A 20,593-nucleotide genomic window follows, 5' to 3' on the forward strand; every position below is an offset into this window, starting at 1 on the left:
GCTCACCTGACGGTGAGCGCAGCCTTCGTCGCGCCGGCAGCGACGGTCACCTTGAGGCGCTTCGCCCGCGTCCGCAGGCGGGCGGTGAAGCGGCCGCCGCGCACGCGCGCCGAGGCGCGAGCCACCCTGCGCCCTGCGCGCGTCGCGGTGACCGTCACCTTCGCCGCGCCGGTCGCGCGGCCGGTGACGGTGATCCTCGCGCCGCGGCGGCGGGCGCGCACCGAGGAGATCACGACCGGCTTGCCCGCGGTCGTGGTCGGGCCGCCCTGCGACTGCTGGTCGCCGCCGGGGCCCGTCGGGCCGGTGGGAGCGGCGCCGCCCTTGTCGACCGTCTCGCAGTCCGGTGCGACGGTGTCGGCGGCGTCGGCCTTCACGCTGTCCTCGCCGATGCCGCAGGTGACCTGATCGGCCTCGCCGTCGCGGGCGTCGATCGTGTCGTTGCCGTACGGCATGCGGCACTGGATCCAGTGGCACGACGTCCCGCTGACGTCGCCGTTGATGACGTCGCGGCCGGGCCCTCCGACGATCGTGTCGTTGCCGTAGCCGCCCTCGATCGCGTCCGCGCCCGCTCCGCCGTCGATGACGTCGTCGAGGTCGAACCCGGAGAGCTGGTCGTCGCCGCCGCGGCCGACGAGCTTGCTGCCGGTGCCGTCGGTGTTGAAGACGGTCAGCTCGTCGTTGCCGTCCGAGCCGGTCAGCGTCGCCGCTGCGGTCAGGTAGATCCGCTCGATCCCCGTCACGTCGTCGTTCTCGCCCGGCCGCCCGTCGTTGGCGACGCCGTCGACCGAGACGTCGATCGGGGGCTGGTACGTGCTCGAGCCACCGGATTGCCAGTTCATCTCGATCTGGTCGTAGCCCGGCCCGCCGTCGACGACGTCGGTGCTCATCTCCTCCCAGTAGTCGGCGAGCAGCTTGTCGTTGCCGTCGCCGCCGCGCACGGCGTCGGGGCCGCCGCGGCCCTCCACCTCGTCGTCGCCCGGGCCGCCGTCGATGGCGTCGGCGCCGAGGCCGCCGTAGACCTTGTCGTTGCCGGCGCCGCCGAGCAGCTCGTCCGTCGTCTCGGTGAAGCTCGCGCCGCGGAGCGTGTCGTTGCCCGCGCCGCCGTCGCCGACGACGTGGACGCTCGCCGGCAGCTTGTCGTGGACGTCGATGATGTCCTGGCCGTCGCCGGCCTCGAGCCGGACGCCGCCGGGGGGCGCGACGCAGGTGATGAAGGAGTACGACCACTCGGGCGTCGTGCAGAGCGACGGGTCCGCCTCGGGCAGGCTGTTGTCGCCGATCTGCAGCTTGCCGGGCTCGTCCTCACTGGGGCCGACGGTCAGCCAGTTCGTCTCGCCCGGCGCGGCGCGAACGACGAGCACGTCGCCCTCGAGCGACACGGTCGAGGCGCTCGCGGCGGCGGGCAGGCCGGCGGAGACGGCCGCCGCGAGGACGGCGCCGGTGAAGAGGGTGATGGGTGTCTTGTGGATCATCGGGTGGCTCCTGCCGGGTGGGTGGAGCCACGATCCCCGTCGATCACCCCCCGCCGGAAGAGGGGGATCCCCCGCCGTTCTCCCGTTCGGCCGCGAGGGTGCTCGCGAGCTGCGCGCGCGAGCGCACGCCGAGCTTGGCGTAGATCCGCGAGAGGTTGTTCTCGACGGTCTTGGCCGAGAGGAACAGCTCCGCGGCGACCTCCTTGTTGGAGCGACCGCGGGCCACGAGGTCGGCGATCGCGTGCTCGCGCGGCGTCAGATCGGCGGCGCCTCCGGCGGCGCTCGCGCGCAGCCCGCGCGCGGTGCGGCGCAGGCCTGCGGCGCGCAGCGCCCGCGACGCCTCGGCGGCGAGGGCCTCGGCGCCGGCGCGGCTCGCCTCCGCCAGCGCGGCCTCGAGCACCTCGTGCGCCTCGTTGCGCTCATCCGCCGCCACCAGCACCCGGCCGTAGGTCGTCGCCGCCCGGACGCCGTCGTGCCTGAGCACCGCCTCGTCCGCGATGTGCACGGCCGTCCGGGCGTGGGGCAGGGCGGCGGCGGCATCGCCACGGGCGAGCCGCAGCTCGGCTCGCGCGCGGGCGACGCGCGAGCGGCCGGCCTGCAGGCGCAACCGGTCGGTCTCGCGGCCGAGCTCGTCCACCCACTGCTCGGCCTCGTCGAGCCGGCCCGTCGCGATGGCGGCGTCGACCATCGGGCCGAGCAGGCTCGAGACTCGGGCGAGCATCGGGCCGACGAGCGCGTGGATCTCGGCGAGCATCCGCTCGGGGTCGTGCGCGTGCAGGATCGACGCGTTCAGCGCGGACGAGACGCTGGCGATGATCCCCGGCTCCGCGGCCGTGAGGTCCGCGGCCCCGGTCGTCGCGGCCGCCTCCGCCTCCGCGCGCCGGCCGAGGACGTCGAGCGCGAGCGCCCGCGTGGAGCCCGCCCACGCCGCCTGCAGCGGCGAGCCGTGGAGGCGCCCGCCCTCCTCGGCGGCCTCGGCCTCGGCGAGCGCTTCGGCGGGGCGCAGGTCGAAGAGCAGGGAGACGGCGAGCAACGCGCGGTACTGGGCGACGATCGTGCCGGCGCGCTGGTTGCGCGACGGCGCCGTCGCGCGCGCGAGCAGGCGGGCCGCGTGGTGGTAGCGCTCGCACTGGAACGCGAGCGTGCCGACCCAGCCGACGACGTCGAAGCGGTCGGGCGGCAGCTCCAGGGCGCCGCGCTCGAACGGCGCCAGGTCCTCGGTCGGCCGCTCGCCGGAGAGCATCCCCGCGAAGACCTCGAAGGCGCCGCGCAGCGTGCGGGCGGCGAGGCTGTCGTCGGGCCAGGCGGTGATCGCCTCGCGGAGGTGGTGCTGCGCGCCGTCGAGGTCGCCGGTGCTGAACGCGGTGACGCCGAGCTCCAGCTCGACCTGCGCGCGCTCTTCCCCCTCCGCGTGGTCGAGCGCGGCCAGCAGCCGGCCGCGCGCCGCGCCGTTGCGGCCGGTCATCCGCTCGATCGCCGCTGCCGCGGCGGCGGCGGCCGCGTCGGGGCCCAGCTGCTGCGCTGCGTCGAACGCGGAAAGCGCCTCGTCGGGCCGGCCGGCGGCGGCGAGCGCGTTGGCGCGCTTGGTGAGCAGCTCCCGGCGTCGTTCCGGTTCGGCGGTGCCGAGGAGCGTCAGCGCCGTCGCCCACCATCCCGCCGCGCTGGCGGGCGCGGTGTCGGCGGCCTCGGTCGCGGCCGCGTCGAGGAGGTCGGCGGCTGCGGTGTCGCCGGTGACGGCGCTGCGCTCGACGTGGGGCGCGCGCAGGGCGGCCGAGGCGCCGCGCCGGCCCAGCTCGCGGGCGATCTTCGCGTGCAGCTCGAGCTGCTGCGCGGGCGGGACGACGTCGTAGGCGGCGCGGCGGACGAGCGGGTGGCGGAACGAGAACCGGCGGCCCGTCGGCGCGGGCCGGACGAGGTCGGCGCGGACGAGCGCGTCGAGCGCCGGGCCGGGCCGGTCCAGCCCGGCGACGGCCGCGGCGATGTCGTCGTCGAACGGGTCGCCGGCGACCGCCGCGGCGGCGAGCAGCGCGCGGGCATCGTCCGGGAGGTCCGCCGCCTCCTGCTGCACGGCCGCCGCGATCGTCGCGGGGAGCTCGTCCGGGTGGCGCGCGGCGGCGCGGCCGAGCTCATGCAGGAAGAGCGGGTTGCCGCCGGCTTCCGCGACGAGCTTCTCGATGAGCGGCGCGTCGTCGATCCCGCCGAGCACCGCCTTCGCGTCGTCGTTCGTCAGCGGGGCGAGCGGGAGGTGCTCGCCGCTCTCGCGCGCGGCGGCGACGAGCGCGAGCGCCGCGTCCCCCGGCCGGGCTCCGAGCAGGAGAAGGGCGGGTGCCTTCGGGGGGCGACGGAGGAGGTGCAGCAGCCACTCGAACGATCCCTCGTCGGCCCACTGGACGTCGTCGGCGACGAGCAGGAACGGCTGTCCGGCGGCGACGTCGTCGAGCAGCGCGCGCAGTGCCCGGTGGTAGCGGAAGCGCTCTCCCGCGGAGTCGGGCGGGGCGGCGGCGGGCGCGGCGATCGACGGCAGCGCCGCGGCGAGGTCGGGCGCGAACGCCTCGAGCGTCACCGTCGATGCGCTTCCGGCGTGGTCGTCGAGCAGCGCGGCCGCCAGCGCGAACGGCACGTCGCGCTCGTGGGCCACCGCGCGGGCGCTGAGCACGGTCAGGCCCTTCGCCGTCGCCTCCTCCGCGGCCGCCGCAAGCAAGGAGGTCTTCCCGATCCCCGGCTCCCCCGTGATCACGAGCGCGTGGAACCCACCGGCCCGAACGCCATCCAGCGCGCGGGCGACGGCCCCCAGCTCCGTGTCGCGTCCGACGAGGGTCATCCGGGTCAGCGAACCCTAACCGTCATCGCACGCGCCCGTGCGATCTCCGCCCGCCGCCCACTCTCCGCGCGCGGGGGTTCCGCGGGGGGTTCGCTTCTTCCGGGGTCTCTCCGCCGGTGGGAGCGTCGCCGTCATGACCACGACGCTCCTCCGCCCGCCCGCCTCCGAGGCCGCTCTTCCGTCGCCGCGCGACGTCCTGCTCGCCACCTGGGACGGCGGCGGCCACGCCGGGCCGATGCTCTCGATCGCCCGCTCTCTGCTTGCCCGCGGCCATGCCGTCCGGGTGCTCGCCGATCCGGTGCTGCGCGACGAGGTCGAGGCGTCGGGGGCCACGTTCGTCCCGTGGCAGCGGGCGCCGCACCGGTCTTCTTCGGAGGAGCGGGTCGGGGCGGTGCTGCGCGACTGGGAGGTGGGCAGCCCGATGCAGGCGGGCACGCGGCTGCGCGACGCGCTGACGTGCGGGCCGGCGGCGCTGTTCGCGGAGGACACCGCGGCGGAGCTGCGTCGCCGGCCCGCTGACGTCGTGGCCGCGGACCACCTACTGCCCGGCGTGCTGGTCGGCGCCCGAGCGGCGGGCGTCCGGACGGCCGGGATCGCGACGACGATCATGGGCGTCCCCGGCTGGGGCGTCCCGCCGGCGGGCACCGGCCTCGGCCTGCAGAACGGTCCGCTCGCCCGGCTGCGACGGGCGATCGCCGCACGGGTGCTCATCCGGATCTGGGGCCAGGGCCTCGTGCCGCTGAACGCCGCGCGGCGGTCCTTCGGGCTGCCCGAGCTCCACGACGCGTTCGGGATCTTCGAGGACTGGGACCGCCTGCTCGTCCTGACCAGCCGCGCGATCGAGCTGCCGACCTGGTCGCCGCCGGAGCACGTGCGGATCGCCGGCGCGCGGCTCGACGACCCGGCGTGGGCGGCGCCCTTCGAGCCGCCGGCCGGCGAGGGGCCGCTCGTCCTCGTCGCGCTCAGCTCGAGCTTCATGGACCAGCAGGACCTCCTGGCGCGCGCGGCCGCCACGCTCGGCGGGCTGCCCGTCCGCGGGCTCGTCACGACGGGTCCCGCGATCGACCCGGCGACGATCGACGCCCCGCCGAACGTCCGCGTCGTCCGGTCCGCGCCGCACACCGAGGTGCTGCGCCATGCGTCCCTCGTCGTCACCCACGGAGGCCACGGCACGACCGCGAAGGCCCTCGCGGCGGGCGTCCCCCTCGTCGTCCTCCCGATGGGCCGCGACCAGCCCGACGTCGCCGCCCGCGTCGTCGCGGCCGGCGCCGGACTCCGCCTCCCGAAGACCGCCCCCGCGGAGAAGATCGCCCGCGCCGTGAGGGACGTCCTCGAGCGCCCCGCCTTCGCCGAGAACGCCCGGAGGGTCGCCGCGGTGATGGAGGAGGAGCGCCGCACCGACCTCGCCGTCGCGGAGCTCGAGGACCTCGCCGCCCGCGCCCGGCGGTGAGAGCCTCGCCGCCACCAGAGGGTCTTCGGAGGGTCGCCGCGGTGAGGGGCGGTTGCGCGTTCGGGCGGGGCTCCGGCAGACTGCCGCAACCCGGATGCGTCGTCTGCCGCTCTCGCTGTTCGCCGTGCTCCTCCTCCTCGCGCTGCCCTCGGCGGCCGCGGGGAAGGCCGTCCCTCGCTGCTTCGGGGCGGCGTCGCTGGACCCGTTGAAGCCGTGCTCGAACGCGAAGCTGCGGGCGATGGTCACGCCGACGCCGCGGCAGGCGCTGCGGCTGCCGAACGCGCCGTGCTCGGTCCGGCGGCGATCGTTCCCGATGGTCTGCCACTTCGGGGTGCCGGAGGACCGGGCGAAGGGGTTCGTGGCGCTGATCGGCGACAGCCACGCCGTGCACTGGGGCGCCGCGCTTGGGCCGATCGCGCTCGACCGGAAGTGGCACGGCTACCGGATGTCGCGGCTCGGCTGCCCGCTCTCGGCGGCGCCGCCGGTGCTCGATCCGTTCGTGCGCGCGAAGTGCCTGCAGTGGCGACCGGCGCTCGCCGCGTGGCTGAGCGCGCACGACGAGGTCCGCACCGTGATCGTCTCGCAGCACCGCCCGCACGTCGCGGGCGGCCTCGAGGCCGAGATCGACGGGTACCTCGACGCGTGGCACGCGCTGCCCCCGTCGGTGAAGCGCGTGATCGTCATCCGCGACACGCCCGGCAACCCCGGCGACGTGCGGTCCTGCGTCACGGCCGCGCTCGCGAGGGGGCGCGACGCCGGCAGGCTCTGCGCCGTCAGCCGCTCGCGCGTCCTCGCCGTCGATCCCGCCGCCATCGCCGCTCGCCGCTCGACCGACCGCCGCGTCCGGCTGATCGACATGACGCGCTGGTTCTGCGACGCGCAGCTCTGCTACCCGGTGATCGGCGGCGCGCTCGTGCACAAGGACGAGAGCCACATCACGGCGACGTACGGCGCGACGCTGGCGCCGTACCTGCGGCGCAAGCTGCTCCCGCTGCTGCGCTAGACGCGGGCCGGCCGCGCGTCGGCGACCGACCACGCCGCGGCGCCGACCGCCGAGGACGTGAAGAGCACCGCCCCCCACGTGCCGAGCACGTCGCCGAGCAGGTGCGAGACGACGAACGCGACGAGCCAGAACGTCATGAGGCCGATCGCGGCCGCGCGGCCGACGCGCTCCATCCAGCGTTGGGCGCACCACACGGCGGCGAGGACGAGCACGAGACCGCCGAAACCGCGGACCTCGGTGACGTCCGCGACGGCGAAGGCGAGCACCATCGATCCGGCGGCGACGGGCCAGGTGGGCATGCCCGACAGCGTAGGCGGCGCTACCGCTCCGCCGTCGCGGCCGGCTCCCCGCGGAGCGCCGATCGTGCCAGCCGCCACGCGGCGTAGACCAGGACGGCGGCGAAGCCGAGCTTCAGCGCGCGCTCCGGCAGCGTGTTCGCGAGGACGACCCCCGCGCCCGCACCGACGGTCGCCAGCACCCCGAGGAGCACGGCGTCGCGGACGTCGACGTTGCCGTACCGGTGCTGGCGCCACGACCCGACGAGCGCCACCGGCACGATCGCCAGCAGCGACGTCGCCTCAGCCTCGACGTGGCTCAGCCCGAGGAAGATGACCAGCGCGGGCACGAACAGCGACCCGCCGCCCACGCCGAGCATCCCCGCGACGACGCCGGCGAGGACGCCGATGACGACGGCCCAGAGCACCTACGACACGACGAGGTCGATCGCGACCGCCACGAGCAGCAGCGCGAACAGGATCGAGATCCACCGCACGTGCACGCGCTGTTGCAGCCAGGTGCCGGCGAGCACGCCGCCGACCGCCGGCACGCCGACGAGCAGCCCCTTGCCGACGTCGACGTTCCCGTACACGCCCTGGACGAGCGCGGCGAACCCGGCGATCAGCACGATCGCGCCGAGCGAAGTGCCCGTCGCGAGCCGCTCCTCGTACCCGAGCCACAGGATCAGCAGCGGCACCATCACGATCCCGCCGCCGACGCCGAAGAGCCCGCTGAACAGGCCGCCGGCCGTCCCGATCGCCGCGAGGGTCCACGTGCGGCGACCGCGCATGGCGGCATACTAGGTCCCGTGCCACCCGCCGCCACGCTCAGCGAGGCACTGACGCCGCTGCGCGCCGATCCGACCCGTTCGGCCGTCCTCCTCGACGTCGACGGGACGCTCGCGCCGATCGTCCGTCATGCCGACGACGCGCAGGTCCCGGAGGGCACCCGGGCGGTGCTCATCCAGGTCGCCCGCAAGTACGGCGTCGTCGCCTGCGTCAGCGGCCGGCGCGCGGCGATGGCGCGGCAGATCGTGTCGCTCGGGTCGATCGCGTACCTCGGCAACCACGGCGCCGAGCTCCTGCGCCCCGGCAGCACCCGCGTCGAGCAGGAGCGCGAGGCCGCCGCGTGGCAGCGCCGCGTGCACCAGTTCGTCGAGCAGCACTCGGGCGAGCAGCTGCAGTTCCTCCGCGTGCGCGTCGAGGACAAAGGCCCGATCGTCGCGTTCCACTGGCGCGGCGCGCCCGACGAGGACGCCGCGGAGGTCGCGGTGAAGGAGCTGGCGGCGCAGGCCGAGGCGGCCGGGCTCGCGATCCACTGGGGCCGCAAGGTGCTCGAGGTGCGGCCGCCGGTCGCGCTCGACAAGGGCCGCGGGATCCACTGGCTGCTGCGCGACGCCGACCTCGACGCCGCGCTCTACGTCGGCGACGACCGCACGGACCTCGACGCGTTCCGCGGGCTGCGGGAGCTCGTCGACGGCGGCCGCCTGAACAGCGCGGTCTGCGTGGGCGTGCGCTCGGACGACGAGACGCCCGCCGAGCTCGAGTCCGCGTCCGACGTGCTCGTCGACGGCACGCGCGGGGTGCGCGAGCTCCTCCAAGCGCTGCTGGACTGACACGGCGGTGCGGTTCGTCGACTTCCTGAAGGCCACCGTCCTGGCGTGCGCCGCGGCCGCGACCGCGCTTGCGGCGGCGTCCGTCGCCGCGGCGGCCGCCGATCAGGACATCGGGCTGCTCGCGTTCGCGGCCGCGTGGTGGACGGTCGCGGCGGGGATCGGGATCGTGCTGGGCCGGCGCGGGGAGACGACGCCGCCGATCGCGCGGCTGCTCGCCGGCGCGCGCGCGTCGTCGTCGCTGCCCGACCAGCAGAGCGCGACGCGCGTGCTGCTGAACCGCCTGTGGCCGCTGCTCGTCGTGCTGCTGCTGTCCGCGGCGCTGGCGCTCGTGACGCCGCAGGTGCCGGCGATCGCGGCGGGCTTCGCGGTCATCTGGTCGCTGTCGTGGCGCAAGCAGGACGCCGCCGTGACGGCGATCGAGGAGCGTGACGGCGTCGCCTTCTACCTCGAGCGCACCTCCCCGTTCCGGCCGATCCAGCTCGTCCGGACGCCGGGCTTCCGCCGCGTCGCACCGCCGGCTCTCCCGGACCCGGTGTGATCGACGTCCTGCTCGTCTCGCTCGGCTCGACGCACGGGTGGCGGGTCGCGGACGATGCGCTGGCGGCCTCCATGCGGCGGGCGGGCGCGACGGTCGAGGTCGCCTCGGTCCCGCTCCCTTCCGAGGTGCGGACGTTCATGGCGACCGACTTCCTCCAGGCCCGGGCGGCCCGGCGCTCGGCGGCGCGGGCGATCGCCGAGCATGGCCCGCGCTCGATCCTCTACTCGACGACCACGGCCGCGCTCCTGTGGCCGCGGCCGGGGGCGATCCGGTACGACGCGCTCGCGCTGGAGAACCGGCCGGGGCGGCATGGACTCTGGCAGCGCCCAGTCGAGCGGCGCCGTCTCGCGCAGGCGCCGCTGCTCGTTCCGATGAGCCGCGTCGCCGAGGGTGGAGACCTCGCGAAGCGCGTCGTCGTCCCGCCGCCGATCGCGCCCTCTCCGCCCGGCACGGGCGACCGCGACATCGCCGCGCTCATCTACGCGTCGGATCCGGTGAAGAAGGGGCTCGCGCGCGTGCTCGCCGCCTGGCAGCAGGTCCGGCGCGACGGCGAGGAGCTCGTCGTCGTCACCGAGCACGACGTCCGCGCGCCCGGCGTACGGGTGGAGCAGGCGCGCGGCGAGGCGTTCCGCGCGCTGTTGCGCCGCACGCGCGTCTACGTCGTCGCGCCGCGGCGCGAGGACTTCGGGATCACGCAGCTCGAGGCGCTCGCCGACGGGTGCCTGCTCGTGACGACCGACGCGCCCGGTCCGTACGAGGCGCGCGAGCTCGCGCGGCAGCTTGACCCGCGGCTCGTCGGCGACGACCTCGCGGGCGCGCTGCGGACGGCGCTCGACGATCCGGCGCCGGGCTACGCGGCACGAGCGGCGGAGCTGCTCGCCCCGTTCGCGCCCGGCGCGGTCGACGCCACCGTGGCGTCCGAGCTGCTGCCGCGGCTGCTCGGGTCCCAGTCGTCGACGTAGGCGGGGCGCTCGATGCCGGGGCGCAGCCGGTCGTCGGCGACCGGAGCGCCGGCGGTGAGCGTCAGCGGCACGACGCCGGCCCACGCGTCGAGCGCGTAGTCCTCCTCGTCGTCGACCGGCCCGCCGGTGCGGACCTTCGCGGACGCCTCGTCGAGCCGCATCGCCAGCACCTTCGTCCCCTTCAGCTCCTTGCGGTTCGGCCATCGGATGTCGGCCCAGCGGCCGGGGACGAGCTGCTCGGTGAACGCCTCGAGCGCCCGTTCCTTCTCCTCCGGGTCGGGCACGTTCGTCAGCGTCCCGACGACGACGGCCGAGCGGTAGTTGATCGAGTGGTGGAACGCGGACCGCGCGAGCACGAGCGCGTCGACGTGCGTCACGGTCAGGCACGCGGGAACGCCCTGCTCGAGCGTGCGGAGCATCCGGCTCGCCGCCGAGCCGTGGAGGTAGATCGTGTCTCCCACGCGAGCGTGCAGCGTCGGGATGCAGAACGGCTGGCCCTCGTGGACGAACGCAAGGTGGCAGACGATGGCCTCGTCGAGGATGGCCTCGACGGTGGAGCGGTCGTAGTCGGCCCGCTGCGGCACGCGCTTGACGCGGGTCTTCGGCGTGGGGTCGATGCGAGCCATGGTCCGAGACGGTAGGCGCGAATTGGTCTTGCGGGAAGGTCCAATCACGCGGTAGAACAGAGGACCAAGTGGCCCTCCACCTCGACCTCGACCGCACCCGGCCGCGCCGCCCCCAGCTCGAGCGCCAGCTCCGCGAGGCGATCCGCGACGCCCGCCTGCGCCCCGGCACGCGCCTCCCGGCGACCCGCGCGCTCGCCACCGAGCTCGGCGTCTCCCGGGGCGTCGTCGTCGAGGCGTACGAGCAGCTCGTCGCCGAGGGCTGGCTCGTCGCGAAGACCGGCGCGGGGACGCGCGTCGCCCCGCGCGCGCCGATCGAGTCGCCGGCGCCCCCAGTCACCAAGTCGTTGGAGACGGCCCCGCGGATCGAGATCGATCTCCGGACGGGGCGGCCGGACCTCTCTGCCTTCCCGCGCGCGGCGTGGCTGGCGGCGCTCGGGCGGGCGTTGCGGACGCTGCCGGACGAGGCGCTCGGCTACGGGGACCCGCGCGGGCTCGCCGCGCTTCGGGAGGCGCTGGCCGCGACGCTCGGGCGGACGCGCGGGGTCGTCACCGACGCCGAGCACATCGTGGTCACGGGCGGGCTCTACCAGGGCCTGCCGATCCTCCTCCGCGTCCTGCGCGAGCGCGGCGTCAGGAAGGTCGCGATCGAGGACCCCGGCTGGCGCGGGCAGCGGCGGGCCGTCGAGCAGGCGGGCCTGGAGCCGGTCCTCGTCCGCGTCGACGACCGCGGCCTCGTGGTCGACGAGCTGCCCGACGACGCGGGCGCGGTCGCGGTGACGCCGGCGCACCAGTACCCGCTCGGGATGGTGCTCGCGCCCGAGCGGCGCGCCGCGCTGCTCGACTGGGCCCGCCGCCGCGACGCGGTCGTGATCGAGGACGACTACGACGCGGAGTACCGGTACGACCGCGAGCCGGTCGGCGCGCTCCAGGGGCTCGACCCGGACCGCGTCGTGTTCGCCGGCAGCACCAGCAAGACGCTCGCGCCGGGGCTGCGGCTCGGCTGGCTGGCGCTGCCGCCGTGGCTCGCCCACGAGGTCGCGCGCGAGAAGGACCTCACCGACCGCGGCACCGCGGTGCTCGAGCAGGCGGCGCTCGCCGACCTCCTCGACCGCGGCGACGTCGACCGTCACCTGCGCCGCAACCGCCGCCGCTACCGGGCCCGCCGCGACGCGCTCGTCGCCGCACTCGAAGAGCACGCCCCCGGCTGGCGCATCGGCGGCGCCGCCGCCGGCCTCCACCTCGTCGCCTGGCTGCCGGAGGGCACCGACGCCCGAGCGGTCGCAGCGAAAGCGCGAGAACGAGGCATCGCCGTCCAGACTCTCCACGACGACGTCACCTGCGTCGCTCCCCGGCCGCCCGCGCTCCTCCTCGGCTACGCCGCCGTCGCCGAACCCGCGCTCGAGAGAGCCGCGAGGGAGCTCGCGGTCAGCGGCGCGCGTGCTTGCGGAGTGGCGCGAACTCCGCCCACGAGCGGGTGTTCGCGACCTGGTCGCGCGTGAGCCACGCGCGGCGGGCGGTGGCGATGCCCCAGCGGACGAGGGCGAGCTCGCGGATCCCGTGGGCGTCCGAGTCGATGAGGATCGGGACGCCGGCCTCGGCGGCGTGGCGAGCGTGGACGTCGTTGAGGTCGCGGCGGTCGGGCGCGGCGTTGATCTCGAGCATCGTGCCCGACCGCGCCGCCGCGTCGATGACCTGGTGCATGTCCACGGCGTAGGGCTTGCGCCGCTCGATCTTGCGGCCGGTCGGGTGGCCGATCGCGTCGATCCAGGGGTGCTCGCACGCGGCGACGATGCGCTTCGTCATCTCCGCCTCGGCCATCCCGAACGAGGTGTGGACCGACCCGACGACCCAGTCGAGCTCGGCGAGCAGGTCGTCCTCGTAGTCGGGCGAGCCGTCCGGGAGGATGTTCGTCTCGGTGCCGATCAGCAGCTCGAAGCCGTCGAGCTCGGCGTTGATCGCCCGGACGCGCTCGATCTGCCGGCGCAGCTCGTCGGGCTCGACGTGGTTGCCGAAGCCGTGCGTCGCCGAGTGGTCGGTGATCGCCAGGTACTCGTAGCCGCGCTTGATGGCCGCCTCGGCCATCTGCTCGATCGTGTTGCGCCCGTCGCTGGCGACGGTGTGCGAGTGCAGGTCGCCGCGCAGGTCGTCCTCGACGACCAGGTCGGGCAGGCCGCCGTTGAGCGCCGCCTCCAGCTCGCCGCGCCCCTCGCGCAGCTCCGGCGGGATCCACTCGAGGCCGAGCCGCTCGTAGACCTCCTCCTCCGTCGCGCACCGCGTCGTCTCGCCGGTCGCGTCGTCGAGGATCCCGTACTCGGAGACGTGCAGCCCGCGGCGGACGGCGGCGTCGCGCAGCTGCATGTTGTGGTCCTTCGACCCCGTGAAGTGCTGCAGCAGGTTGCCGAACTGGTCCGGCTCGACCACCCGGACGTCGACGGCGAGCCCGGTGTGCGTGCGGCCGCGCACCGCGTTCTCGCCGGCGGTGCCCGACGACTCGATGACGTCGAGCTCGGCGAACGCCCGCGTCAGCGCGGCCGGATCGGAGGCGGCGGCGATCACGTCGAGGTCCTTGACGCTGTCGGCCAGCCGCCGCGCCGAGCCGGCGACCGCCACGTCGACCGCGCCCGCCGCGCGCAGCCCGTCCTCGATCTGCGCCCCGATCGCCAGCGCCTTCGGCAGCAGCGTCCGCGGAGCGGGCTTCTCGGCGATCCCGGCCGCGAACGCCGCGAGCACCGTCTCCTCGAACTTCCGGCCGAAGCCACGGACGTCGCGCAGCTTCTCTCCCTCCGCCGCCGCGCGCAGCGCCTCGAGCGAGTCGATGCCGAGCTCGTCGAACAGCTTGCGCGCCCGCTTCGGCCCCAGCCCGGGCAGCCGCGTCATGTCGACGAGCCCGGGCGGGAACTTCGCCCGCAGCTTCTCGAGCGCCGGGATCGTCCCGGTGTCGAGCAGCGCCGTGATCTTCTCCTCGAGCGTCTTGCCGATCCCCGGCAGCTCGGTCACCCGGCCCTGCCGCGTCATCGACGCGACGCTCACCGGCGCGTCGCGAACCGCCTTCGCACCGTTGCGGTACGCGAGCACCCGGTGGATGACCGCGCCGTCGAGCTCGTAGAGGTCGCCGAGCTCGTCGAAGTACTGCGCGATCGCCGCGTTGGAGAACTCGGGCATGGCTCTAGGCTACGTCGCCCTCATGGGTCCGGCTTGGCTCATCCTGCCCACGTACGACGAGCGCGAGAACCTCGAGCGCATCGTCCGCGCCGTGCTGCCCGTGCTGGAGCGCAGCCGCTGCGACGGGCACAAGGTGCTGGTGGTCGACGACGGGTCGCCGGACGGGACGGGAGAGATCGCGGACCGGCTGGCGGCCGAGATCGACGCCGTCGAGGTGCTGCACCGCGCGACGCCGGAGGGGCTCGGGCCCGCGTACCTCGCCGGGTTCGCGTACGCGCTGGAGCACGGCGCCGAGCTCCTCCTGGAGATGGACGCCGACTTCTCGCATGACCCGGCCGCGGTCGAGGGCCTCATCGCGGCGGTCGCCGACGGCGCGGACCTGGCGCTCGGGTCGCGGTACGTCTCCGGCGGCGGCGTGTCCGACTGGGGCCTCATGCGGCGGGTCATCAGCCGCGGCGGGTGCTGGTACGCGCGCGCCGTGCTCGGCGTCCCGGTCCGCGACCTCACGGGCGGCTTCAAGTGCTTCCGCCGCGAGGTGCTCGAGGCGATCGACCTGCCCACCGTGCGCTCGCGCGGCTACGCGTTCCAGGTCGAGCTGACCTACCGCGCGCTCAACGCCGGCTTCAACGTCGTCGAGGTGCCGATCACGTTCCGCGAGCGACAGCTCGGCCGGTCGAAGATGAACTGGCGGATCGCACGCGAGGCCGTGTGGCTGCTGCCGCAGCTGCGCAAGGCGCCCGGCCCGCCGTCGCCGCCGATCAAGGAACGGGCGGAGCAGCCGATCGCTCGGGGGTGACCGGACGCGAGCTCGCCGTCGCCCGTGGCTGGGAGGACACCCGCCGGACGCTCCGCGCGTGGAACCGCACGCCGGGGTCGGTGCTGATCCCGTGGGTCGGCGTCAGCGCCGGCATCGCCGGGCTCCTGCTCCTCTCTGTCGTCCTCATCGCGTCCGTCTCGACGCCCGACAGCACCCCGCGCTTCCTCCATGGCCTGATGACGCCGCCGTCGGTGCGCGACGTCGCCGAGGTGCTCGGGCGCAACCTGCTCGTGCTCGCGCTGCACGCGATGGCGTGCCTCGCCGGGTTCATCGCGAAGTCGTCGCTGCCGCTCGAGGCCGAGGACTACAGCGGCGTGTGGCGCAAGGTCCACGACCACGCCGGGCCGCTCGCGATCGCGTTCGTCGCCGGCGCCACGCTCTTCTCGCTCGCCACCCAGGCGTGGGCGCTCGGCTTCGGCCTCTCGTCGCTGGCCAACCAGCTGCAGACGCAGCCCGCGCCGCTGCTGCTCGGGCTGCTGCCCCACGCGATCCCGGAGCTCGTTGCGCTGTTCCTCCCGCTCGCCGCCTGGCTGGTCGCCGCACGTGCGCAGGCGTGGCACCAGCTGATGGCCGCGACGTTCGCCACGACGGCGATCGCGCTGCCCGTCCTGGTCCTCGCGGCGTTCGTCGAGGTCTACCTCACGCCACGTCTCCTTCTGGCGCTTCACTTCGTATAGTGGGTCTCATGAGCGACCTCCTTGCCGTCACCGACACGAACTTCCAGGCCGAGGTGCTCGAGTCCGAGCAGCCCGTGCTCGTGGACTTCTGGGCGCCGTGGTGCGGTCCGTGCCGCGTGGTCGCCCCGGTCCTCGAGGAGATCGCGGGTGAGCGCCAGGACCTCCGGATCGTGAAGCTGAACGTCGACGAGAACCAGCGCACCGCCGCGCAGTACGGCGTCATGTCGATCCCCACGATGATCGTCTTCAAGAACGGCCAGCCCGCGAAGACGATCGTCGGCGCCTACCCGAAGAAGCGGCTCGAGGCGGAGCTCGAGCCGGTCCTCGCCTAGCCCTCCGGCAGGCTCACGGCCCGGTGCCATCGGCGCCGGGCCTTGCCGCGGCCCCGTCCGCCGTGGTCTACTTGGCATGGCGAAGCAGGAGGAGCCATGCGACTCGTGCTCGGCACGGTCACCGTTCCCGGATTCCGGATCGAGGAGGTCCTCGGGCGCGGCGGCATGGGCGTCGTGTACCGGGCGCACCAGCGCTCGCTCGACCGGGACGTCGCGCTCAAGGTCCTGTCGGCCGATCTGAGCGACGATCCGGAGTTCGCCGCGCGCTTCCGCCGCGAGGGGCGGCTGCAGGCCTCGCTCGAGCACCCGCATGTCGTGACCGTCTACGAGGCGGGCGAAGCCGAGGACGGGCTGTACCTCGCGATGCAGCTCGTGCCCGGCTCGACGCTCGCCGAGCTGCTGCACGCCGGCGGCCTCACCGCGGCCGGCGCGCTGCGGCTGCTGCGCCAAGTCGCCGGCGCGCTCGACGCGGCGCACGCGGCCGGCCTCGTGCATCGCGACGTCAAGCCCCAGAACGTCCTCGTCGACGAGAACCACGACGCGTACCTCGGCGACTTCGGGCTCACGAGGGTCGGCGACACGGAGGCGCTGACGGCGACCGGGCGCCTGCTCGGCACCGTCGCCTACCTCGCGCCCGAGGTCATCCGCGGCGGCGCGGCGACGCCGGCCTCGGACCGGTACGCGTTCGCCGCGATCGCGTTCGAGTGCCTCGCCGGCAGCCGCGTCTTCCCCTGGCGCTCGGCGGCGGCGACGATGTTCGCGCACGTCAGCGAGCCGCCGCCGCCGATCAGCGGGCGGCGCCCCGAGCTGCCCGCCGCGCTCGATCCCGTCTTCGACCGCGCTCTGGCCAAGGACCCGGCGCGCCGGCCGGCGACCGCCGTCGCGCTCGTGGACGCCGTCACCCGAGCCCTCGAACGCGGCGGCGGCGCGGAGCTCGGCCCGCCGCCGTCCCACCCACCCACGGGCGACACGGACACGGCGACGATCGAGCCGCCCGCCGCCGCGTCGCCGCCGATCGTCGCGGCCGCGCGCCCGTGGCGCCGCCTCCTCGCGTTCGCCGCGGTCGCGCTCGCCGCCGCAGGGGTCGCCACCGCGGTGACGCTCGCGCTCGACGACCCGGACACGTCCGCCGAGCCGGCCGCGGACCCGGCGCCCGCCCCGCTGCGCGGCGCCACCGTCCTCGGGAGCGACCTCGCGGAACCGGGACGCGCGCTCGACTGCCGCGGCGAGGCACCGGGACCGCGTTCGCCGAGCTGCACCATCGCCCAGGACGCGCTGCCGCAGCGCACCGTCGTGGTTCCCGAGAACGGGGTCGTGCGCCGCTGGGCCGTGCGCTCCGCCCGGGGCGAGCTCGCGCTCGTGGTGCTGCGCTCGCGAGAAGGCGGTCAGTTCCAGGTCGCGCGCTCGCGCAACGAGTTCGTCGAGGACGGACGCGTGCACGCCTTCCCGACCGACGTCGCCGTCGAGCAGGGGGACCGGCTCGGGGTCGTGGCGACCGCCGGCTCGGCCGCCGGCACCCGGCCCGGCGTCGACGGCGCGACGACGCTGCACTGGACCCCGCGCCTCAGCGGCACCGTCGAGCCGCCGGATCGCGGCGGCGGCGCCGAGGGTGAGCTGCTGCTGCGCGCCGAAGTCGTGCCGGGCGCCCGGCAGCGCATGCCCGATCGCGTTGCCGGAGCGGCCGCCGCATCGCTGCCCCGCGGGCGCGTCCTCGCCAAGCGAACGACGCGGTTCCCCAACGGCGAGGTCTACGAGCACCGCCTCGTCGCGGTCGGCGGCCGCGTCGCCGCCGACCAGCTGCGCGACGGCCGCCGCCTCGCACGCATCGAGGTGCCCGACTTCCGGCCCGCGGACGGTCGAGTCCTCATCTTCGAGCTGACGCCGAACGACCCGGGCGTCAACGACTTCGGCCTCTACATCGAGTACGTCAACGCCGACAGCGCGCGCGTCCTGAGCCACTACTACGCCGTCCTGCCCGGTGGCTTCCAGCAGGTCAACTGAGCGGGCGCTCGACCTCGGAACGGAGATCGACGACTTCCGCATCGAGCGCGTCCTCGGATGCAGCCGCCGTGCGGTGGTCTACGAGGCCACCCAGCTCAGCCTCGGCCGCCGCGTCGCGCTGAAGGTCCTTCCCGCGGGCGCGGAGCCGGCCGTCGCGCCGCGCTGGCCGGAGCACCGCAACGCCGTCAGCCTCTACGCCGCCGGCACGGAGCGCGGCCACCGCTTCCTCGCGATGCAGCTCGTGCCCGGCCCGACGCTGGCCGAGCGGCTGGACCGCGGCGATCTCGACCGCGAAGCAGCGGCCACGATCCTCCGCGACGTCGCCGCCGTGCTCGACGCGCTGCACCGCGCGGGCGGCGCCCACGGGGCCGTGCACGCGAACAACGTCCTCATCGACGCGGACGGCCACGCCCTGCTGTCCGACTTCGGCGCGGCCGGCGCCGCGACCGCGGCGGCCGATCGCGCGGCCTTCGCCGGGCTCGAGGCCGCCGTGAGCGCGTCGCGGCGGCCGGGGCGGCGGTTCGCGCCGGTCGCCCTCGCGGGGCTCGTCGTCGTTGCGGCGGGGGCGGCGGCGCTCCTCGTGCTCCCCGGCGACGAGCCGGCGGCCGCGCCGCCGGTCCTCCGTGGCACCGAGCCGATGGGCAGCGACGTCGCCGCCGGCGACGCGCGGTCGGTCGACTGCACGGGCGGCCCGCCGTCCGGGGCGTCCGTCGCCTGCACGGTGGCGCAGGTGCGACTCGGCGGCCGGGCCGTCGCCGTGCCGCGCAGCGGCGTCGTGCGGCGGTGGGTCGTGCGCGCGGCCCGCGGCGATCTCGCCCTGCAGGTCCTCCGCCCGCTCGGAACGCGGTTCGACTCCGTGGCGCGCAGCGTCTACGAGCACGTCCCGGACGGCGGCGTCCACGCCTTCCGCACGAACCTCCCCGTGCGGCGCGGCGATCTCGTCGGCCTCGTCGTCACGCCCGGCGCCGCGGTCGGCGTGCGTCCGGGCGCGCGCGGAGCGGCGACCGGGCGCTGGCTCGGCCCGCTCTCCGCGACGCCGCGTGCACCGGAGGGACCGCCCGGCAGCGGGTTCGACCACGAGCTCCTCCTCCGCGTCGAGCACCAACCCGGCGCGCGCTGGCAGGTCCCCGGACGGCTGACCGGCCGCACGGCGGCCGCTGCGCTGCCGGGTCGCCGCGTGGCCACGGCCGAGCTCGCGGGCGGTCGTCGGCTCGTGCTCGTGCGCCTCGGCGATCGCGTGGCGCTCGACCTCTTCGCGGGGACGCGGCGTTCGAGCCGCGTCCCGGTGGACGGCGCCGACCCGCGCGGGGCACCGCTCGGGCTCGCGGTGCTGACCCGGCCGGTCGCCCGGGTGGAGTGGCGCAACCGGGCCGGCCGCATCGTCAGCCACGACTACGGCATCGGGGCGGCAACGCTGACGCCGCGCAGCTGAGCGGTCAGCCCTCGAGGTCGCGTGGGCGCACGAGCCCGGCGCCGATCGCGCGCTTCGCAAGCTCCGCCCGCTTGCTGTACTGCGGCAGCGCGTCGACCCCGAGCTTGGTGAACAGCGAGCGGATGTGGGTCTTCACTCCCGGGATCGTGAGATGCAGCTGCTCGGCGATCTCACGGTTCGTGGCCGGCATGCCGCTGCCGCCGGGGACCACGACGGGGCGGCACAGCGCGGCCAGGACCCGGTGCTCGGCCGGCGTCAACCGCACGAGCGCTGCCGGCTCGGCGGCCGACGTGCTCTCCATCGCCCGCGGCGGAGCGTGGAACGCGAACGCCGTGTGCCCGAGGCGCACCACGTCGCCGTCGGCCAGGCGACAGCGCCCGAGGACGCGCTCGCCGTTGACGTAGGACCCGTTCCGCGAGAGCCCGTCGTCGACGAGCGTCCAGGCGTCGGCGAGCCGCTCGAGCTGCGCGTGCACGCGCGACGCGGCGCCGTCCCAGACCAGCGCGAGGTCGTTGTCGGTGGACCGCCCGATCGTCACGGAGGCGCGCCCGCCGAGCGGCTCGACGCGCAGCGCGTCGCCGTCATCGCGGTACGCGAGGAAGGGTGCGCCCTGGCGGCCCGCCTCGACGATGCGCTTGAGCTCCGACGGCGTCTGCGGGACCGGTGGCTCCACGGCCCGATCCTCCCGGGGCGGGATGCGGGATTCCATCCCTCTGGGGGCTGGATCCGCGCCTGCGCGCGGGAGGAGGGTGGGAGCAACCGACGACCTGGAGGTCCCTCATGTCCCACGTCACATGGCACGCACCCGCCCACTCGCTGACGGCGCCGTCGCACCGGGCGATGCTGCTGATCGCCGGGCTGCTCGCGCTCGCCGCGACCGTCGCGGTCGTCCTGGTCCTGGCGATCGGCGACTCGGACAGCGCGGGCACGAGCGCCACGCCGGCCGCCGAGCGGCTCGCCCCCGGCGTCCGCTACGACGGCGGGCCCGAGGAGGGCAGCCGCGGCGCCGTGGTCATCACCGGCATCCGCTACGACGGCGGCCCCGACGAGGGCACCCGCGGGCCCGTCCGCTAGCGCTCGCCGGCTGCCGCCGGCTCCTCGACGATCGCCTCCGGCCGGTGCCGCTGCTCCTGCGCGGCCCGGCCGCGGTCGTCGAAGACGATCCCTTCGGCGACGAGCCGGTCGTGCACCCCGCCCGGGTCGCCGAGCGCCGTGAACGCGACCCGCCCGTCGCTCTTCAGCACGCGATGCGCGTTCGGCAGCTCGTCCTTCATGAGCCGCTGGTTGAGCCTGCGTGCGGCCGGCGGCGCCGAGCCGACGGCCGCGACGACGTCGCTGTACGAGACCCACTGACCTGACGGCACGGCCTCGAGGACCGTGCGGAGCTTCTCGGTGTCCATGCCCCCACG

At 75.6% G+C, this 20,593-nt stretch carries 21 protein-coding genes; 12 read left to right on the top strand and 9 right to left on the bottom strand.

The features are described from left to right. Positions 1 to 2 precede the first annotated feature (2 nt). Both AC1UE4_RS20265 and AC1UE4_RS20270 read right to left on the bottom strand, forming a co-directional pair. Positions 3 to 1,472: a calcium-binding protein gene (locus AC1UE4_RS20265; protein ID WP_482919142.1), complete on the bottom strand. Its 1,470-nt coding sequence runs from the start codon at positions 1,470 to 1,472 to the stop codon at positions 3 to 5. A 43-nt stretch (positions 1,473 to 1,515) separates the two neighbouring features. Beyond that, positions 1,516 to 4,293 (bottom strand): ATP-binding protein, encoded by a 2,778-nt coding sequence (locus AC1UE4_RS20270; RefSeq protein WP_482919143.1) that lies wholly within the window; start codon positions 4,291 to 4,293, stop codon positions 1,516 to 1,518. 133 nt (positions 4,294 to 4,426) lie between these two features. Between AC1UE4_RS20270 and AC1UE4_RS20275 the strand changes: the two genes are divergently transcribed. Together AC1UE4_RS20275 and AC1UE4_RS20280 are read left to right on the top strand one after the other, a co-directional pair. Beyond that, the gene (locus tag AC1UE4_RS20275; RefSeq protein WP_482919144.1) at positions 4,427 to 5,743 is read left to right on the top strand and encodes a glycosyltransferase; all 1,317 of its coding nucleotides are present in this window, start codon (positions 4,427 to 4,429) and stop codon (positions 5,741 to 5,743) included. A gap of 94 nt (positions 5,744 to 5,837) precedes the next feature. Continuing rightward, entirely contained in the window at positions 5,838 to 6,746 is a 909-nt protein-coding gene (locus tag AC1UE4_RS20280) for an SGNH hydrolase domain-containing protein (protein ID WP_482919145.1), read from the top strand. Here the strand turns inward: AC1UE4_RS20280 and AC1UE4_RS20285 are convergent. From AC1UE4_RS20285 to AC1UE4_RS20295, 3 genes are read right to left on the bottom strand one after another with little or no spacing between them, the layout of a single operon-like run. Beyond that, the gene (locus AC1UE4_RS20285) at positions 6,743 to 7,045 is read right to left on the bottom strand and encodes a hypothetical protein (RefSeq protein WP_482919146.1); all 303 of its coding nucleotides are present in this window, start codon (positions 7,043 to 7,045) and stop codon (positions 6,743 to 6,745) included. The genes AC1UE4_RS20280 and AC1UE4_RS20285 overlap by 4 nt on opposite strands. Positions 7,046 to 7,065: 20 nt before the next feature. Next, the gene (locus tag AC1UE4_RS20290) at positions 7,066 to 7,449 is read right to left on the bottom strand and encodes a sulfite exporter TauE/SafE family protein (RefSeq protein ID WP_482919147.1); all 384 of its coding nucleotides are present in this window, start codon (positions 7,447 to 7,449) and stop codon (positions 7,066 to 7,068) included. Further along, a complete protein-coding gene (locus AC1UE4_RS20295) occupies positions 7,450 to 7,812 on the bottom strand; it encodes a sulfite exporter TauE/SafE family protein (RefSeq protein WP_482919148.1) in 363 nt (120 codons plus the stop codon). 18 nt (positions 7,813 to 7,830) lie between these two features. Between AC1UE4_RS20295 and otsB the strand changes: the two genes are divergently transcribed. From otsB to AC1UE4_RS20310, 3 genes are read left to right on the top strand one after another with little or no spacing between them, the layout of a single operon-like run. After that, positions 7,831 to 8,637 carry a trehalose-phosphatase gene (otsB, locus tag AC1UE4_RS20300; RefSeq protein ID WP_482919149.1) on the top strand — a complete coding sequence of 269 codons (807 nt, stop codon included), beginning with the start codon at positions 7,831 to 7,833 and terminating at the stop codon, positions 8,635 to 8,637. A gap of 7 nt (positions 8,638 to 8,644) precedes the next feature. Beyond that, positions 8,645 to 9,175: a hypothetical protein gene (locus AC1UE4_RS20305; RefSeq protein ID WP_482919150.1), complete on the top strand. Its 531-nt coding sequence runs from the start codon at positions 8,645 to 8,647 to the stop codon at positions 9,173 to 9,175. Continuing rightward, on the top strand, positions 9,172 to 10,137 hold the full coding sequence (locus AC1UE4_RS20310) for a glycosyltransferase (RefSeq protein ID WP_482919151.1): 966 nt from the start codon (positions 9,172 to 9,174) through the stop codon (positions 10,135 to 10,137). Before AC1UE4_RS20305 ends, AC1UE4_RS20310 begins: the two co-directional genes overlap by 4 nt. Here the strand turns inward: AC1UE4_RS20310 and AC1UE4_RS20315 are convergent. Further along, the gene (locus tag AC1UE4_RS20315; RefSeq protein ID WP_482919152.1) at positions 10,026 to 10,763 is read right to left on the bottom strand and encodes a pyridoxamine 5'-phosphate oxidase family protein; all 738 of its coding nucleotides are present in this window, start codon (positions 10,761 to 10,763) and stop codon (positions 10,026 to 10,028) included. The genes AC1UE4_RS20310 and AC1UE4_RS20315 overlap by 112 nt on opposite strands. A gap of 68 nt (positions 10,764 to 10,831) precedes the next feature. On the opposite strand from AC1UE4_RS20315, the gene pdxR reads away from it, so the two are divergent. Further along, positions 10,832 to 12,262, top strand: a complete 1,431-nt coding sequence (pdxR, locus tag AC1UE4_RS20320) for a MocR-like pyridoxine biosynthesis transcription factor PdxR (protein WP_482919153.1) — start codon at positions 10,832 to 10,834, stop codon at positions 12,260 to 12,262. On the opposite strand, the gene polX is transcribed toward pdxR, so the two are convergent. Beyond that, the gene (polX, locus tag AC1UE4_RS20325) at positions 12,189 to 13,925 is read right to left on the bottom strand and encodes a DNA polymerase/3'-5' exonuclease PolX (RefSeq protein WP_482919154.1); all 1,737 of its coding nucleotides are present in this window, start codon (positions 13,923 to 13,925) and stop codon (positions 12,189 to 12,191) included. The genes pdxR and polX overlap by 74 nt on opposite strands. Before the next feature lie 22 nt (positions 13,926 to 13,947). Between polX and AC1UE4_RS20330 the strand changes: the two genes are divergently transcribed. The 5 genes from AC1UE4_RS20330 to AC1UE4_RS20350 all read left to right on the top strand — a co-directional run bounded on the left by AC1UE4_RS20330 (position 13,948) and on the right by AC1UE4_RS20350 (position 19,184). Next, a complete protein-coding gene (locus AC1UE4_RS20330) occupies positions 13,948 to 14,721 on the top strand; it encodes a polyprenol monophosphomannose synthase (protein ID WP_482919155.1) in 774 nt (257 codons plus the stop codon). Beyond that, a complete protein-coding gene (locus AC1UE4_RS20335; protein ID WP_482919156.1) occupies positions 14,718 to 15,419 on the top strand; it encodes a hypothetical protein in 702 nt (233 codons plus the stop codon). The genes AC1UE4_RS20330 and AC1UE4_RS20335 overlap by 4 nt, the downstream gene beginning before the upstream one ends. Before the next feature lie 8 nt (positions 15,420 to 15,427). Continuing rightward, positions 15,428 to 15,751 carry a thioredoxin gene (gene trxA / locus AC1UE4_RS20340; protein WP_482919157.1) on the top strand — a complete coding sequence of 108 codons (324 nt, stop codon included), beginning with the start codon at positions 15,428 to 15,430 and terminating at the stop codon, positions 15,749 to 15,751. A 96-nt stretch (positions 15,752 to 15,847) separates the two neighbouring features. After that, positions 15,848 to 17,752 carry a serine/threonine-protein kinase gene (locus tag AC1UE4_RS20345; protein WP_482919158.1) on the top strand — a complete coding sequence of 635 codons (1,905 nt, stop codon included), beginning with the start codon at positions 15,848 to 15,850 and terminating at the stop codon, positions 17,750 to 17,752. Next, entirely contained in the window at positions 17,730 to 19,184 is a 1,455-nt protein-coding gene (locus tag AC1UE4_RS20350) for a protein kinase domain-containing protein (RefSeq protein WP_482919159.1), read from the top strand. Before AC1UE4_RS20345 ends, AC1UE4_RS20350 begins: the two co-directional genes overlap by 23 nt. A gap of 4 nt (positions 19,185 to 19,188) precedes the next feature. On the opposite strand, the gene AC1UE4_RS20355 is transcribed toward AC1UE4_RS20350, so the two are convergent. Continuing rightward, positions 19,189 to 19,857: an FHA domain-containing protein gene (locus tag AC1UE4_RS20355; protein ID WP_482919160.1), complete on the bottom strand. Its 669-nt coding sequence runs from the start codon at positions 19,855 to 19,857 to the stop codon at positions 19,189 to 19,191. A gap of 107 nt (positions 19,858 to 19,964) precedes the next feature. Here AC1UE4_RS20355 and AC1UE4_RS20360 point away from each other — a divergent pair, with 107 nt between their 5' ends. Continuing rightward, on the top strand, positions 19,965 to 20,258 hold the full coding sequence (locus tag AC1UE4_RS20360; RefSeq protein ID WP_482919161.1) for a hypothetical protein: 294 nt from the start codon (positions 19,965 to 19,967) through the stop codon (positions 20,256 to 20,258). Here the strand turns inward: AC1UE4_RS20360 and AC1UE4_RS20365 are convergent. Beyond that, the gene (locus AC1UE4_RS20365; protein ID WP_482919162.1) at positions 20,255 to 20,584 is read right to left on the bottom strand and encodes an MGMT family protein; all 330 of its coding nucleotides are present in this window, start codon (positions 20,582 to 20,584) and stop codon (positions 20,255 to 20,257) included. The genes AC1UE4_RS20360 and AC1UE4_RS20365 overlap by 4 nt on opposite strands. Positions 20,585 to 20,593 lie beyond the last annotated feature (9 nt).

The sequence above is a fragment of the Parviterribacter kavangonensis genome, from assembly GCF_056863335.1.